The sequence below is a fragment of the Lutispora sp. QWL-02 genome (genome assembly GCF_058315355.1).
In genome coordinates this window covers 4,090,779-4,106,232 of the sequence record NZ_CM177762.1, presented here as the reverse complement: position 1 = coordinate 4,106,232, position 15,454 = coordinate 4,090,779, and the positions used below count along the sequence as shown (strand labels likewise).

19 protein-coding genes are annotated in these 15,454 nt (G+C 42.1%); 16 read left to right on the top strand and 3 right to left on the bottom strand.

Annotation, left to right across the window (positions count from 1 at the left end; translation table 11 throughout):
* Positions 1-66 precede the first annotated feature (66 nt).
* The 14 genes from AC4HCY_RS19590 (at position 67) to wecB (ending at position 12,879) form a co-directional block, all read left to right on the top strand.
* Positions 67-834, top strand: a complete 768-nt coding sequence (locus AC4HCY_RS19590; protein ID WP_323432793.1) for a tRNA threonylcarbamoyladenosine dehydratase — start codon at positions 67-69, stop codon at positions 832-834.
* A gap of 319 nt (positions 835-1,153) precedes the next feature.
* Positions 1,154-2,056 (top strand): DUF1385 domain-containing protein, encoded by a 903-nt coding sequence (locus AC4HCY_RS19585; protein ID WP_323432794.1) that lies wholly within the window; start codon positions 1,154-1,156, stop codon positions 2,054-2,056.
* Entirely contained in the window at positions 2,050-2,922 is an 873-nt protein-coding gene (prmC, locus tag AC4HCY_RS19580) for a peptide chain release factor N(5)-glutamine methyltransferase (protein ID WP_491094955.1), read from the top strand. The genes AC4HCY_RS19585 and prmC overlap by 7 nt, the downstream gene beginning before the upstream one ends.
* 6 nt (positions 2,923-2,928) lie before the next feature.
* Positions 2,929-3,996 carry a peptide chain release factor 1 gene (gene prfA, locus AC4HCY_RS19575; RefSeq protein ID WP_323432796.1) on the top strand — a complete coding sequence of 356 codons (1,068 nt, stop codon included), beginning with the start codon at positions 2,929-2,931 and terminating at the stop codon, positions 3,994-3,996.
* 287 nt (positions 3,997-4,283) lie between these two features.
* Positions 4,284-5,423 (top strand): cation:proton antiporter, encoded by a 1,140-nt coding sequence (locus AC4HCY_RS19570; RefSeq protein WP_323432797.1) that lies wholly within the window; start codon positions 4,284-4,286, stop codon positions 5,421-5,423.
* Positions 5,424-5,503: 80 nt separating this feature from the next.
* Positions 5,504-5,890: a P-II family nitrogen regulator gene (locus AC4HCY_RS19565; protein WP_323432798.1), complete on the top strand. Its 387-nt coding sequence runs from the start codon at positions 5,504-5,506 to the stop codon at positions 5,888-5,890.
* A 109-nt stretch (positions 5,891-5,999) separates the two neighbouring features.
* Positions 6,000-6,746 carry a ZIP family metal transporter gene (locus AC4HCY_RS19560; protein WP_323432799.1) on the top strand — a complete coding sequence of 249 codons (747 nt, stop codon included), beginning with the start codon at positions 6,000-6,002 and terminating at the stop codon, positions 6,744-6,746.
* 66 nt (positions 6,747-6,812) lie between these two features.
* Positions 6,813-7,856, top strand: a complete 1,044-nt coding sequence (locus tag AC4HCY_RS19555; protein WP_323432800.1) for an L-threonylcarbamoyladenylate synthase — start codon at positions 6,813-6,815, stop codon at positions 7,854-7,856.
* 52 nt (positions 7,857-7,908) lie between these two features.
* Complete coding sequence (locus AC4HCY_RS19550; RefSeq protein WP_491094954.1) at positions 7,909-8,319, top strand: low molecular weight protein arginine phosphatase; 411 nt, start codon at positions 7,909-7,911, stop codon at positions 8,317-8,319.
* 178 nt (positions 8,320-8,497) lie between these two features.
* Positions 8,498-8,947 carry a ribose 5-phosphate isomerase B gene (rpiB, locus tag AC4HCY_RS19545; RefSeq protein ID WP_323432802.1) on the top strand — a complete coding sequence of 150 codons (450 nt, stop codon included), beginning with the start codon at positions 8,498-8,500 and terminating at the stop codon, positions 8,945-8,947.
* 96 nt (positions 8,948-9,043) lie between these two features.
* A complete protein-coding gene (gene upp / locus AC4HCY_RS19540) occupies positions 9,044-9,682 on the top strand; it encodes a uracil phosphoribosyltransferase (RefSeq protein WP_323432803.1) in 639 nt (212 codons plus the stop codon).
* Positions 9,683-9,823: 141 nt separating this feature from the next.
* Complete coding sequence (locus tag AC4HCY_RS19535; protein WP_323432804.1) at positions 9,824-10,282, top strand: deoxycytidylate deaminase; 459 nt, start codon at positions 9,824-9,826, stop codon at positions 10,280-10,282.
* 336 nt (positions 10,283-10,618) lie between these two features.
* Entirely contained in the window at positions 10,619-11,674 is a 1,056-nt protein-coding gene (locus tag AC4HCY_RS19530) for an MraY family glycosyltransferase (protein WP_491094953.1), read from the top strand.
* A gap of 53 nt (positions 11,675-11,727) precedes the next feature.
* Positions 11,728-12,879: a non-hydrolyzing UDP-N-acetylglucosamine 2-epimerase gene (gene wecB / locus AC4HCY_RS19525; protein ID WP_491094952.1), complete on the top strand. Its 1,152-nt coding sequence runs from the start codon at positions 11,728-11,730 to the stop codon at positions 12,877-12,879.
* 76 nt (positions 12,880-12,955) lie between these two features.
* On the opposite strand, the gene AC4HCY_RS19520 is transcribed toward wecB, so the two are convergent.
* Both AC4HCY_RS19520 and AC4HCY_RS19515 read right to left on the bottom strand, forming a co-directional pair.
* Positions 12,956-13,117 carry an aspartyl-phosphate phosphatase Spo0E family protein gene (locus AC4HCY_RS19520; protein WP_323432807.1) on the bottom strand — a complete coding sequence of 54 codons (162 nt, stop codon included), beginning with the start codon at positions 13,115-13,117 and terminating at the stop codon, positions 12,956-12,958.
* Positions 13,089-13,697 (bottom strand): GGDEF domain-containing protein, encoded by a 609-nt coding sequence (locus AC4HCY_RS19515; protein WP_491094951.1) that lies wholly within the window; start codon positions 13,695-13,697, stop codon positions 13,089-13,091. The genes AC4HCY_RS19520 and AC4HCY_RS19515 overlap by 29 nt, the downstream gene beginning before the upstream one ends.
* A 144-nt stretch (positions 13,698-13,841) precedes the next feature.
* Here AC4HCY_RS19515 and AC4HCY_RS19510 point away from each other — a divergent pair, with 144 nt between their 5' ends.
* Together AC4HCY_RS19510 and AC4HCY_RS19505 are read left to right on the top strand one after the other, a co-directional pair.
* On the top strand, positions 13,842-14,177 hold the full coding sequence (locus AC4HCY_RS19510) for a helix-turn-helix domain-containing protein (protein ID WP_323432809.1): 336 nt from the start codon (positions 13,842-13,844) through the stop codon (positions 14,175-14,177).
* Positions 14,178-14,503: 326 nt separating this feature from the next.
* Positions 14,504-15,259, top strand: coding sequence for a YwmB family TATA-box binding protein (locus AC4HCY_RS19505; RefSeq protein ID WP_491094950.1), 756 nt, complete (start codon positions 14,504-14,506; stop codon positions 15,257-15,259).
* Positions 15,260-15,279: 20 nt separating this feature from the next.
* Here AC4HCY_RS19505 and AC4HCY_RS19500 read toward each other — a convergent pair whose 3' ends face one another.
* Positions 15,280-15,435 (bottom strand): aspartyl-phosphate phosphatase Spo0E family protein, encoded by a 156-nt coding sequence (locus tag AC4HCY_RS19500; RefSeq protein WP_255226044.1) that lies wholly within the window; start codon positions 15,433-15,435, stop codon positions 15,280-15,282.
* Between the last annotated feature and the right edge of the window lie 19 nt (positions 15,436-15,454).

Below are 15,454 nucleotides of genomic sequence, written 5' to 3'. Positions count from 1 at the left end.
AAAAAGGCGGTTTTTGTGGTATAATGGGACAGAAATAATTTAATCAGATTGGAAGGACGAAACAGTATGTTAAACGAGTTCTCAAGGACTGAGCTGCTGCTTGGCAAGGAAGCGATGGAGAGATTACAAAAGGCATCAGTTGCCGTATTCGGCATAGGCGGGGTAGGTTCTTTTTGCGTGGAAGCCCTCGCCAGAAGCGGTATCGGAAGTTTTATCCTTATTGATGATGACAAGGTATGCCTTACAAATATAAATCGCCAGCTGATTGCTACAAGAAAGACTGTGGGCAAGCATAAGGTTGAGGTGATGAAGGATCGCATCCAGGAAATAAACCCAAGAGCCAAGGTTGAAATACATCAGGCCTTTTATACAGAGGATAATGCGGATAAATTTGATTTCTCCGGCTGCTCTTATATTGTTGATGCGATAGATACGGTTTCGGCAAAGCTGACGCTTATTCAGCGTGCAAAGGCGGCAGGCGTGCCCGTTATCAGCTGCATGGGTGCAGGGAATAAGCTGGACCCTACGCGCTTTGAGGTGGCAGATATATATGAGACCTCTGTTTGTCCTCTTGCTAAAGTGATGCGGCATGAGCTTAGAAAGAGGAATATCCAATCCCTCAAGGTTGTATATTCCAGGGAAGTCCCCATAACACCCATGGATGATGAGGCCAACAGCTGTAAGCATAATTGTATTTGTCCTCCGGATACGAAGCGAAAATGTACCGTAAGACGTCAGGTGCCCGGAAGCATTTCATTCGTTCCGTCGGTGGCGGGGCTCATTTTGGCCGGAGAAGTGATCAAAGATTTAGCATGCAAAAGCATTCTATTGTAATCCATAAACAGCTAATATATAATAGATTAATGATGAAAAATGCGAATAAAGAGGAGGCGGAAACCACTGAAAGACACGGAATTTTTCACGGGAAAACACTGAGGGCTCGATAATATTAAACTTATGTGTGAATCCGTAGCGTGTCATTCTGAACGCTAGTGAAGAATCTTAAGTATTCCACCAGGGTCAAAGATCCTTCGCTGATGCTCAGGATGACAGGCTTAGCTATAACTTTTCTTACCCATTTCGTGTCCTTTCGTGTCTTTCAGTGGTTTGCGTTCCCCTATGTTGCGTTATTTATAGATTGTGAGGAATTGAAATGAAGAAAACAAGCATTGGCGGCCAGGCCGTAATAGAGGGGGTCATGATGAAAGGACCCGAAGATATTGCCATAGCCGTCAGAAAGCCGGATGGTGAAATTGCTCTCAAAAAAGAAAAGCTTAAAGCAAATAGAAAAAAAATATCCAAGATGCCTATCATTCGGGGGATGTTTGCATTTATTGATTCTATGGTAATCGGTGTTCAGGCCCTTACTTTTTCGGCGGAATTTTTCGAGGATGAAGAGCCGAAGGAAGAAAAGAAGGCCTCGAAGCTGGATGAGTTTATGGAAAAGAATATGATAGCAATAGCCGTATTATTGTCCATAGCTTTTTCTACAGGCTTGTTTATACTGCTTCCCACACTTGCTGTGAGCTTGTTGGGCAAGGTATCAAAAACCCCGCTGCTTATGAATCTGGTGGAGGGAGTTGTAAGAATAGCTATTTTCATAGGCTATATCGCTCTTATATCACAGATGAAGGATATAAAAAGAGTTTTTGAATATCACGGCGCTGAGCATAAGACCATATTCTGCTATGAAAACGGGGAAGAGCTCACTGTTGAAAATGTCAGAAAGCATAAAAGACTGCACCCGCGATGCGGTACCAGCTTCTTGTTTATCGTCATGATAGTGAGCATTTTGCTTTTTTCCTTTTTCCGATGGCCCAGCCTGCCTGTAAGGCTGATAACCAGGATTCTCCTCCTGCCTGTAGTGGCGGGTATATCCTATGAGATAATAAAGTGGGCAGGAAGAAGCGATTCAAAGCTTGTATGCGCCATATCCGCTCCCGGCCTGTGGCTGCAAAAGATCACTACTAGAGAGCCTGACGACAGCCAGATTGAGGTAGCTATCACAGCCTTGAAGAATGTTTTGGTGGAGGATAAGGAGGCTGACTTGTGGTAGACTATACCATTAGAAGCCTGTTAAAGGAAGGTGTGATTTTGCTCCGGGAATCCGGATGCCCCAGCTATATCCTGGATGCAGAATTGATTTTATGTCATGTACTTGATATGAAAAGGATAGATATCATAAAATACAGGGACAGGGTCCTCGGTGAAGAAGAGACTGTGGATTTTTTCAGGCTTGTGGAGGAGCGCAAGAAGGGAAAGCCTATACAGTATATCACAGGCTGCCAGGAGTTCATGTGCATTGATTTCTCTATCCATGAAAATGTGCTCATACCGAGGCCTGATACGGAAATCCTTGTGGAGAAGACCCTGGAGCTCTTAAAGGGAAAAGAAAAGCCCTGTATTGCAGATGTATGTACAGGCAGCGGCGCCATAGCCGTGAGCCTTGCTTATTATATTCCCCATGCTTATGTTTATGCTGCGGATATTTCCGAGGATGCGTTTGAGTGCTGCAGGCGGAACATTGAGAAGCATCAGCTGGGGAGAAGGATGAAGCTGCTCCGGGGAGATTTGCTGGAGCCGTTATTTGAGGAAGGTCTGGAGGGAAGGTTAGATGCATTGGTTTCAAATCCTCCATATATATCAAAAAAGGATATGGATAGTCTCCCAACCGGCGTCAGATGCTTTGAACCCCACTTAGCGCTGTACGGAGGAAGGGAAGGCATGGATTTTTATGCCCGGATAGTGAAGGATGCTGCTAAGCTGTTGAAAAAAGGCGGTTTACTGGCTTTTGAAATAGGATATGATCAAGGCCGTGCTTTAAAAAAGATTATCGAGGATCATGGAATATATAAGGATGTCCGGATAGAAAAGGATCTTGCCGGATTGGATCGCATTGTATACTGTTATTTGGAGGAGTAATTAAAAATGTATGATAAGCTTGAATTTATAGAAGAAAAATATGAGGATTTGAGCCACAAGATAAGCGACCCGGAGATCATAGGGGAGCAGAGCTTGTGGAAAAAGCTGGTGAAGGAGCATTCTGATCTGGAGCCCTTGGTTCAGAAATTCAGAGAATACAAGTCTGTGCTGAAGGGTATTGAGGATTCAAAAGAAATGCTCAGCGAAGAGGAAGATAAAGAATTGATAGAAATGATCAAGACTGAGATTTCCGAACTTGAGGATAAAAAGTCGGCTTTTGAGGAAGAATTGAAGATCATGCTGCTGCCCAAGGACCCAAATGATGACAAGAACGTTATTGTTGAGGTAAGAGGCGCGGCAGGAGGAGAAGAAGCGGCCTTGTTTGCCGGGGATTTGTTCAGGATGTATACAAGATATGCAGAGAGGCAGGGCTGGAAGGTTGAGATGCTGAGCTCAAATCCTACGGACATAGGCGGCTACAAGGAAGTAATTTTTGAGATAAACGGCAAGGACGCTTACAGCAGGCTGAAATATGAAAGCGGAGCCCATAGGGTCCAGAGAGTCCCGACTACTGAAGCAGGGGGCAGGATACACACCTCTACTGCTACGGTGCTAGTCATGCCGGAGGCTGATGATGTGGACTTTGAACTGGATATGAATGATGTCAGGATAGATGTTTTCAGATCCAGCGGTCATGGCGGACAGAGTGTAAACACTACAGACTCGGCTGTTAGGGTTACTCATATCCCCACGGGTACGGTAGTGTCCTGTCAGGATGAGAAGTCACAGCTGAAAAATAAAGAGAAGGCATTAAAGATATTGAAATCCAGGCTCCTGGATGCGGAGATAGCGCGGCAAAACGCAGAGCTGGCCAGCGACAGAAAGAGCAAGGTAGGTACTGGAGACAGAAGCGAGAGGATACGAACCTACAACTTTCCTCAGGGCAGGGTCAGTGACCATAGGATAGGACTCACTTTATATAAGCTTGATGCCTTCATTGACGGGGATCTGGATGAGATGATCGATGCGCTTATAACCACAGATCAAGCTGAAAAGCTCAAAAACGAAGAATGATCATCAGATGCTAAGGCAAAAGCTGGGAAAGTATATATGCAATGATTTTACTGCAGTAACCTTATTGTCCTAACTGATAAAAGAGTTCACCGGAGCTCTGCAATGTTATCAGTTAGCACAACGTATATATGCAATGAAGTCATGCATATATTTTTTTGCAACTTTTCCTGCATGTTTATTTCTTAAAGAATTTTAAGGCTTCAACTAATGGCATTTGTAATTATTTCAATAATAACTATAATAGGGATATAACGCTAAAAAATTAACATAAATAAGGGGTTGAGACTATGATATTTTTATTGCAGCTTTCGGTGGTTCTGACCGCTGCAGCTTTGGGAGGTTATATATGCAGAAAATTAAATCAGCCTGCAGTTTTAGGACAGCTAATATTCGGTATAATAATAGGGCCTTCCCTATTGAATATAGTATCGCCGACAGAAACCTTTATCCACATGTCGGATTTAGGTGTAATACTGCTGATGTTTATAGCAGGGCTGGAAACAGACCTGGACGAGATGATAAAATCCGGTAAATCGTCTCTGATAATTGCCATAGGGGGAGTTATTGTTCCTATAGTGCTTGGAATAGCTGCCAGCAGTTTATTTGGAAATCCTATAGAGGAAGGATTTTTTATCGGGGTAATCTTAGCTGCAACCTCGGTAAGTATAACTGTAGAAACGCTAAGAGAAATCGACAAGTTGAAAACAAAACAGGGTATTGCGATACTGGGAGCAGCAGTTATAGATGATGTAATCGGTATAGTGCTCTTATCGCTGGTTACAGGCTTGGTAAAGCCCGGTGCCGGTCAAAGCTTTTTTTTGGTGCTGGCGAAGCTCGTAGGGTTTTTTATATTTGCCTTTGTAATAGGTTTATTTATAATAAGATCCACAAAGAAATATTTTACCACGAAAAATACTACTCAAAGTATAGCTGTTATAGCCCTTATTTTCTGTTTAGTCTTTGGCTTTATAGCTGAAGAAATGGGAGTGGCAGCAATTACAGGAGCATATTTGGCAGGTATGATACTATCGGCAACACCTTTTAGACACAAGGTGTCCTATAGTGTACAGGAACTGTCTTATCTTCTCCTGACACCAATATTCTTTGTCGTAACAGGCATGAAGGTTGATATAAGCCATATGCTCAATGATCTGCCCTTCGGTATGGCACTTTTGGTTGCGGCAGTGCTGGGCAAGCTCATAGGCTGCGGGGCAATTGCCAAGTTTTTAGGATTCAATAAAAAAGAATCTCTGCAGATAGGTATAGGTATGATACCCAGAGGAGAAGTGGCTTTGATAGTAACGGATATCGGATTGAAGCTGGGAGTTGTGCCTACAGGGCTTTTCGCCGCCATTATTTTTATGATACTGGCTACTACAGTTGTGACACCGCCATTTTTGAAAAAATCCTTTGAAAAAGCAGCATGATTTGAAAATTAATACTGATATTTGTGAAGAAAGGTAGTAAAATTATGATAGATAATAATAATCAAACTGGAGGTGCTCGCATGTACGCATTATTCGCAGTTTTCAATAAAGCCGAGTGCTTGAATGAGATATTAAAAAAAATGAAGGATATTGGTATCACAGGGGCTACTATAATTGATAGCGTTGGGGCCGGTAAGCTTCGAAGGAACATAGGAAAGGAGATACCTCTTATAGGAGGTTTCATGAAATCCCTTGATACAGATATAGCCAACAATAAAACACTTTTTACTGTTGTAGAAAGCAGAGAAAAATTGAACAAAGTTATGGATGAGATAGAAAAGATTTGTGGGGGAGATATGTCAAAGCCTGACACGGGCATCATGTTTGCTGTTCCGATCACGGCTTCAAGAGGAGGCAGTGTAAGCAGAGTAAAGGAAGAGGGGCCTAAGACCTACAGGGCCGAGTGATTTTTCAGAGGCCCCTTTCATCGTTTGGCGCATCACATGGCGTTCTTTTTTTACCTCCGGAGGAATACAATATACAGGTGACATTTTGCGGAAACCTGGAGGTAAATTTATGAACAGGATATTGGCCGTTACAATAATAGGATTTATATCCGGAATGGTGGGCACCGGAATCGGAGGTGCCATAGTATTTTTTTTGAAAAATCCGGGCAAGAAATTTATGGGAATCCTCCTGGGATTCACAGGAGGAATAATGCTGGCTGTAGTATGCTTCGATTTAATGCCTCACGCCTTTGAAATAGGTGGTATGCTCATAGGATTCGCAGGAATACTATTTGGTGTAGCAGCGGTTTTTCTGGCGGATATAATCATGCCGGAGGTTCCTGAGATAAGGAGTGTTTCAGCCGGGTTGGACAGTACATTGATAAAGAGCGGCATATTGCTGGGTATTGGCATAGCCCTGCACAATTTTCCCGAAGGCCTTGCCATTGGCTCCGGCTTTGCTGCAGGAAACTCAATGGGATTGAGTATTGCCATAGTTATGGGCTTGCATGATATGCCTGAGGGAATAGCTATGGCAGTGCCCTTGAGGATCGGAGGCTATAACAGGCTGAAAATAGTGTTCTATACGATTGTAGCAGGCATACCCACAGGCATAGGGGCGTTGATCGGAGCCTTGCTGGGAGATATATCCCCGATATTTGTATCTTTGTGCTTAGGCTTCGCCGGCGGTGCAATGCTTTACATAACTTGCGGAGAGCTTATACCCAAGACTCAGACCCTATATAGGGGAAGAATCCCGACGATAGGCATGCTGGTGGGAATACTGGTAGGGCTTTATGTTACAATGATATTGTAGTTTTTTATTGTTCTTGAAGAATTTTTGTGATATTATATTTGTAGTTTTAACGCAGGAGGAAGTACTGTGAAAACAAAAGTCTACTATTTTGATGATAAAAATATAAATGATGAAGCCCTTGATGAAGCGGCAACGGTTATAAGACAAGGCGGCACCGTTATTTTTCCTACTGAGACAGTTTACGGACTTGGTGCCAATGCCCTTGATGAAAAATCCGTGAGCCGCATTTTTGAAGCCAAAGGCAGACCTTCTGACAATCCATTAATTGTACATATTTCCAATTATGATATGCTCCTCTATTGTATAGGGGAGCCTTTGTCTGAAAAAGCACAAAAACTTATGGCCTTTTTCTGGCCTGGACCCCTCACCATAATATTCAAAAAATCAAAAGCCATACCTGGGGAAGTGACTGCAGGATTAGATACTGTGGCTATAAGGATGCCCGACGATGAAATTGCGCTGAGCCTTATTGAAAAAAGCGGTGTGCCTATTGCAGCTCCCAGTGCCAATATATCCGGCAAGCCAAGTCCGACTGCACCGGAGCATGTGATAGCCGACATGGACGGCAAGGTTGATGTTATACTCTGCAGCAGGAGCACAAGAGTTGGTGTAGAGTCAACTGTCATAGATATTTCCGAAGATACGCCTGTGGTATTGAGACCGGGCGGAGTAACCCTGGAGGAGCTTAGCAAGGTATTGGGGGATGTGGAAACAGATAAAGGACTCGAACCGGGAAGCATCCCAAAGTCTCCCGGTATGAAATATACCCACTATGCTCCTAAGGCACCTATGGCAATAATCAGGGGAGATGAAGCCAAAGTCAGGGTAAAGATCTTGGAGCTTGCAAGTAAAGACCGGGATAGAGGACTAAAGGTTGGAATACTGACAGTGGATGAGGGCAAGGACAGTTATCCAGGATATAGCGTTATATCCATAGGCAGCAGAAGGGACAGTGCTGAGGCGGCCCATAACTTGTTTAATGCGTTAAGGGAATTTGATAAGCTTGCAGTGGATACCATATATGCAGAAGCAATAAGCGAAGAATATTTGGGGCTGGCGGTTATGAACAGAATGAAAAAAGCCGCAGGCTTCAATATCATTGAGGTGTAAAGATATGTTCAATGTACTTTTTGTATGTACCGGCAATACGTGCAGGAGCAGCATGGCTGAGATACTATTTAAAGAAATGTTAAAAAGGCGGAATCTGGATGGTAAGGTAAATGTGAGATCCTCAGGTACCTCTGTATATATTTCTTTGCCTGCATCAGATAATGCTATAGAGGCTGTAAAAGAGCTTGACCTTGATCTCACGGGCCACAGGTCTCAAAAGCTTGATATCGATATGCTGCGGGAAGCTGATTTGATATTGGCTATGACCAGAGCTCATAAAAGCCACATACTGAATATAATGCCGGATATAAAGGACAAAGTGTTTACTCTGATAGAATATGCAACCGGCGGTGAAGAAGGAGATATTTCGGATCCCTTCGGCTATGACCTTGACACCTATAAGCAATGCAGAGATGAGATAAAGAAGTATCTGGAAATAGCCATCGGAAAAATAGGCAAATAGGATTATAGAACTCAGGGTTCAGAGCTCAGAACTCAGGAGAGACGGGGAACACGGATTTTCACGGAGGAATTCCCGTAAACCCTAAGACCCCAGCGGCCTACCCTAATACCAGAAGCTAGCGGCCAGAGGCTAGGGGCTGATCTATAAGGAATACCCTAAATAAGGAGGAGATGATTTCTTGAAAGTTGTTATTGCCAGCGATCATGGCGGATTTAGACTGAAACAGGAAATAATGAAGCAATTGAAAAGCAAGAGCATTGGATACGAAGACTATGGTGCATATTCTGAGGAATCTGTTGATTATCCGGACTACGGGCATAAAGTGGGAGAAGCAGTAGCTTCAGGAAAGTTTGACAGAGGCATAGTGATATGCGGCACCGGCATCGGCATATCCATAGCAGCCAATAAAGTACCGGGGGTAAGGGCTGCACTATGCGGAGACTGTTTTTCAGCCAAGGCATCAAGGGAACACAATAACGCTAATGTACTGGCCCTGGGAGAGAGAGTGATAGGCGTAGAATTGGCCAAGATGATTGTAGATATCTGGCTGGAAACAGAGTTTGCAGGCGGAAGGCACGAAAGGCGAGTCAATAAAATAAGCGATATAGAAGAAAAGTATAGGAAGTAGGGGGATAGAACTGAGGATTCAGACCCCAACGGCCTGCCTTAATACCAGAGACTAGCGACTAGCAGGAATACCACATAGAAAAGAAGGAGGAAGAGTATGAAAGAATATAGCAATGTACATGTGATAAACCACCCGATGATGCAGCACAAGCTGACAATTTTGAGGGACAAGAATACAGGCGTTAAGGAATTTAGAGAAGTTGTAGAGGAGCTTGCACTTTTTATGGGTTATGAGGTTACTAGAAACCTCCCTTTAGAAGATATAGAAATTGAAACTCCAATATGCAAAACTACGTCAAAGGTTATATCAGGGAAAAAACTGGGGATAATTCCTATATTGAGGGCCGGCTTAGGCATGGTAGATGGGCTTTTGAACCTTGTGCCTACGGCTAAAGTAGGACATATAGGTCTTTATAGGGACCCTGAGACCTTAAAGCCTGTTGAATATTACTGTAAATTGCCTACAGATGTGGCAGAAAGAGATCTTATCGTGCTGGATCCGATGCTGGCAACAGGAGGCTCTGCAATAGCAGCCATAACCTTCCTTAAGGATAAAGGGGCCAAGAGTATAAGGCTGGTCAATCTTCTGGCAGCTCCTGAAGGCATAGATGCTGTAGTAAGCGCTCATCCCGATATAGAGATTTATGTGGCTGCAGTGGATGAAAAGCTCAATGATCACGGCTATATAGTACCGGGCCTCGGAGACGCCGGCGACAGATTGTTTGGGACCAAGTAGAGAATTAAGTAAGATGGAAATCACGGAAGTGTTTTTATAAGGGCAACATTGATATACGAAGCACGTACAAAAAATAAACAGACTTTTCGTGAAATTTAGTGAAAGTTTCAGAGACCTTCAGTGGTTAAAAAGGAGAATATTATGGGAAGCAATAGGGAAAGGCCTTCATGGGATGAATACTTCATGGAAATTGCAGAATTGGTGAAGAAGAGATCTACTTGCCTGAGAAGAGAAGTAGGCGCTATAATTGTTAAGGACAACCGTATCTTATCTACGGGCTATAATGGAGCGCCGAAAGGGCTGAAGCATTGCTGTGAAACAGGATGCATTCGAAGCGACCTCAATGTTCCTTCCGGTGAACGCCATGAGTTATGCCGCGGACTTCATGCCGAGCAAAATGCTATAATTCAAGCCGCTGTATTTGGAGCTGCTATAGATGGAGCCACAATATATATTACCCTGTTCCCATGCGTGGTTTGTACAAAAATGATAATAAATTCTGGTATAAAAAGGATAGTTTTAAGGGAAGCTTATAACGATTCCTTGTCAATGAAAATGTTGGAAGAATCGGGGATTCAGGTTATAAGGATGACGGAATAGGAGAGATGGGGACGGCAGCCACTGAAAGACACGGAAAATTTTCACAACTCTCATTCCTGCGTGATATATAATACTATATTCAAATAAGAAATAGCAGCATAAGAGCTTCTTGTTTTTCGATATGGCCTTTAGTGATTTTTAGTACATAATTTAGTGCCTTTTCGTGGTTTAAAAAACAAAAAAGAAAAATTTACATAACGTTATTTTTAAAAAAGAGTAAAAAATAATAAGGGGAGAATTGATAAAACCTGAATAATACAAGTTTGACTTTAAATATCATTTGTTTTAAAATGAAAATATTGGACAGATTATACTATAATACCCGGGAGTGATAAGATGAAAGACTTGTTCATGGCTTTTGCCGCTTCAGCTGCTTTCGCATGTGCTGCAACTCCATTTGTTAAGCGTTGGGCAGAAAAAGTAAAAGCCATAGATGTACCAAAGGATAATAGAAGAGTTCACAAAAAACCCACTCCTTTATTAGGTGGATTAGCTATTTATTTTGCCTGCCTTATGAGCATACTCCTGTTTGTTCCTCTGAATGAAAAGGTTTTAGGCATATTGGCAGGTGCAACTATGATAGTAATATGCGGGTATTTTGACGATATTAAGCCTCTCTCACCAAAGACAAAGTTTGCAGTCCAAATAATTGCAGCTATTATCGCCATATATTGCGGTGTAAGAATAGATAGATTCACCAATCCTTTGTATTTTATTTACAAGGCCAAATGGATAGAGCTGGGGATATTTGCTTATCCTATAACATTATTATGGATTGTGGGGCTTACCAATGCCTTCAATCTTATTGACGGCCTTGACGGATTGGCGGCAGGAGTATCCGCCATATCATCCGTGACTCTTTTGACAGTCGCTATGCTTGTAGGGCCGGAACAACCCTATATAATTATGACTGCAATACTTGCAGGCTCAACTTTAGGGTTTTTACCCTACAATTTCAACCCTGCCAAGATATTTATGGGCGATACGGGAGCTCTATTTTTAGGCTATATGCTCTCCGTAATATCTGTAATGGGAGTTTTAAAGAGTGCAACTGCTTTATCTATACTGGTTCCTATCTTTGCGATGGGATTGCCTATATTTGATACCTTGTTTGCCATGATAAGAAGGTTTGCCAGCGGCAAATCCATGGTGGAAGCGGATAAAGGACATTTGCATCACAGGCTGCTGGCTAAAGGCTACAGCCAAAAGAAAGCAGTGCTGACCCTTTATTCGGTTAGCGCAATTTTGGGTGTAGGAGCCATAGCTTTAGTGGAAACGAAGCTTAAGACAGCATATATACTTGTATTTGTGGTTTTTCTTTTGGCCTCTATGGGGGTAAAATATTTAGGGTTATTAGATGCAGGAAAAGGCAAAAACAAACTTGATGTATAAAAAATAACAAAAAAATAGCACGGCCTTAAAATGGCTGTGCTTTTTTTAGGAGGTTGCATATGATAAAAATTCTTTCCATATTTGGAACCAGGCCCGAAGCCATAAAAATGGCTCCTCTTGTAAATTTTCTTCAGGAAAGCAAAAGCTTTGAATCTGTAGTATGCGTTACTGCACAACATAGAGAGATGCTGGATCAGGTTCTGGATATTTTTCGGATAAAGCCTGATTTTGATCTGGACATAATGAAAAACAGGCAAAGCCTGACGGATATTATGGTCAATGCATTAACCGGCCTGGATAATGTTATAAAAGAAGTGCAGCCGGATATGGTATTGGTGCACGGAGATACTTCAACCACCTTTTGCGGAGCCCTAGGCGCTTATTATAATAGGGTTCAGCTGGGTCATGTGGAAGCAGGCCTCAGGACCTTCAATAAATATTATCCCTATCCGGAGGAAATGAATAGGAAGCTTACAGGAGCGTTGGCGGACATACATTTCTCTCCTACCGGCAATTCAAAAAACAATCTGCTGGCCGAAGGCGTCTCAGAAGGCAGCATATACATAACGGGCAATACGGTAATAGATGCCCTAAAGACTACAGTCAGGAAAGATTATGTTTTTAATAATCCGGTGCTTAAAGCTCTGGATTTCGGGAAAAGAATAATAATGGTCACGGCTCACAGGAGGGAGAACCTGGGCAGACCCCTGGAGAACATATGCCTTGCATTGAAGGACATCATTGGGAATTATAAGGATACTGAGATAGTTTATCCTGTTCATATGAATCCGGCGGTGAGAGACACAGCATTTTCAATCCTTGGGAATCAGGACAGAATTCACTTGATAGACCCTATAGATGTGCTGGAAATGCACAACCTGATGGATAGATGCCATCTTGTTCTCACGGACTCGGGAGGACTTCAGGAAGAAGCCCCGTCCCTGGGCAAGCCGGTTTTGGTCTTGCGCGGCGAGACGGAAAGGCCTGAAGCGATCGAGTTCGGTACGCTGAAGCTGGCAGGAACGGAACGAAAAAATATATATGATATGGCAGCTTTATTGCTGGAGGATGAAAAAGAATATCAGAGAATGGCCAATGCGGTAAATCCTTATGGAGATGGTTTTGCTTCGGAGAGGATAGGAGAGAGCATCTTATATCATTTGGGAGAGGAAAAGGAGAGACCGAAGGATTTTATGCCTAGATAGCGGCAACTAAGGCAGAACTGATGATTGCGGATAATTTTAAAAAGCAATGTATATATAGAAGCGGTGCAAGCCGCTTCTATTTTTCCTTTGTCATCTGCACGTATTGTACAATCAGCTTGTCCAGCTCCATGCTGGCCTTCAATATTCTTTCCTCATCCTTGCTTTCTATAGCTTCATGAAGAAGCTTCCTGAATCTTTCAATCTCCCGCTTATAATGCTCCGATGGTATCATGCTCATTTTCACCGCCTATAGTAGATATGGAATTTTTTATTTTTTTTGCATTATATAATGCCTTGTCCGCCATACCTAATAAAATATCCGGCTTGGTGTGCTTATCAATACTCGCTATGCCCATGGATACGGTGACATTGATATCATTGAACGATGATGCTTCAATGAGAGCTCTTATCCTCTCGCATAGAATATAAGCTTCATTTTCGTCTGTATCAGGAAGGATCAAAGTGAATTCCTCTCCGCCCCATCTTATTGCAATATCACGAGTGCGGATATTGCTTCTTATCATATCTGCAATGCTTTTTAAAACCTTGTCACCTGCTAAATGGCCCCAGGTATCATTAATATTTTTGAAATCATCGATATCGATAATGACCAGGGATAAATGAGAACTTCTGCTTTTCAGCCTATTGATTGCATTTATAATTTCTTTATTATACTGCTGCCTGTTATATAACCCGGTCAGGCAGTCCGTGGAGCTTATAACCTTCAGTCTGTAAATTTTGATGCTGAAATATAAAAGCGTGAGGATTTGAAGGATGATGAGCAGCAGATTGATGATTTTTAGATGCACCATTTTCATGAGTTCAGAGCCCCCCTATGCAAATGTGTTAGCAATATTTTACACCATATATATGCTGATTGCAAACAATTAATAGAAGCAATGGGCATATTTAGATGAAGCCGGGTTTTCGATAGAGTTATAGTAACAAAGGAGTGAGAATAATTGGAGCATGAAGTTGATAATAAGGGCATTGGGGAAAGAATACGAAAAGAAAGAGAGAAGCTGGCGCTCACTCGGGAGAAGCTTGCAGAAATTATTGATCTCTCTCCTCTCTATATCGGTCAATTAGAGCGTGGAGAGAGACAGATGAGCTTGAACACACTCATGAAGATTTCCAATTGCTTTCACGTTTCTACCGATTATTTGCTGAAAGGAAAAGACGCAGTCAATATCAATTACGGCGAGCAAAAAAGTTCATTGATCGATAGATGCTCCGAAGAAGAGATGTCAATAATCGAAGATATGATAAGAGTAATTCTGCCTCACATAAAAAAATAAAGCCAGGCACATGGGCAAATAGGCACATGGGGAACGGAAACCACAGAATGCACTAAAAAGCACTAAATTTCACTGAAGAAAATCTAAATCTTTATAATCATTACTATTAACATCGTGCAAAAATCCGTGTCAATCCGTGTTCTCCGTCTCCTTCTGACGCCAGCGGCATACTCAAAGCTAGAGGCCAGAGGCTAGCAGCTAGTAACTGACCCATAAGGAATACCATGGCTTTCGAAATCTGAGTTCTGAGCCCTAAATCCTGAATCCTATATTGTATATCTCCCCCCATAACTGGCAATAATCCTATTAGAGGGGGATGAAGTGAAGTGAAAACAAGAAAAAATTCCATCATCGCTTTAAACATTATTTTAATATTGGTATGCGGCTTCATATGTAAGGATGCAAGCTATGCATCAAAGAACGAAGAGCTTATACTCTCATGCTTTGAGCTGTCAAAGGCCGATATAGAAGAAGGTTCTCTGTCAGGCTGGACTGTTATGGATGAAACCTTTATGAATGAGCAGGGACTGAATTCTAAGCTTGATGCGCTGATACCCGGATTAGGCTTCGGTGAAAGCGATATAAAAAAAGAGATCCAGACTGCCGCAGATATGAGCAAGGCAGTCTTATACGCAAAGAAGGGTTCGGGTACATATCATATAGTTGTTGAATCCATGAGAAACGATGATGGAGAAGAAAAAAGCTATTGCAGCTTCAGAGCAATATATAACGGGACCTATGCTGATATCATACAGGATAAATATTTTGTCGAAAAAGTATTTCTTGAAGCAGGTATGCCTATAAAGCTTGATATGCTGATAACAGGAAGCTATGAAGAAAAGATAGCCAAAGAACAAGTAGAGGTCCTTGTTAAAAAACTGTTGAACCATATCAAAGCTTATGAGGTTGAAAGCATGAAGGACGAAGAAACAATAAGCGTCGCAGCTTACAGCAGCCAAGTGGGCGGCTATATATACTCGAGAGGCAGGAAGGTCAATGTTCAAGTAGCAATGCGATATAGCGAATATAGGGATAAAACCTATCTTTTGATTGGATCTCCTGTTATTCCTTTTGAATATTAACACAACTTATTTTTTCTGTGCTAATCCTTTTTGACGTTTTCCAGATCGCATAAAATTTTGTCTAATTCCTGACTGAATCTCAGAACAATGTCGCTGTCAATTCCATATTGTTCAATCAAATCATGAAGCTTTGCTCTCATGATTTCTATTTTTTTATAAAGATCGATTTTTGTCATTATGTTTCCTCCCGGAATT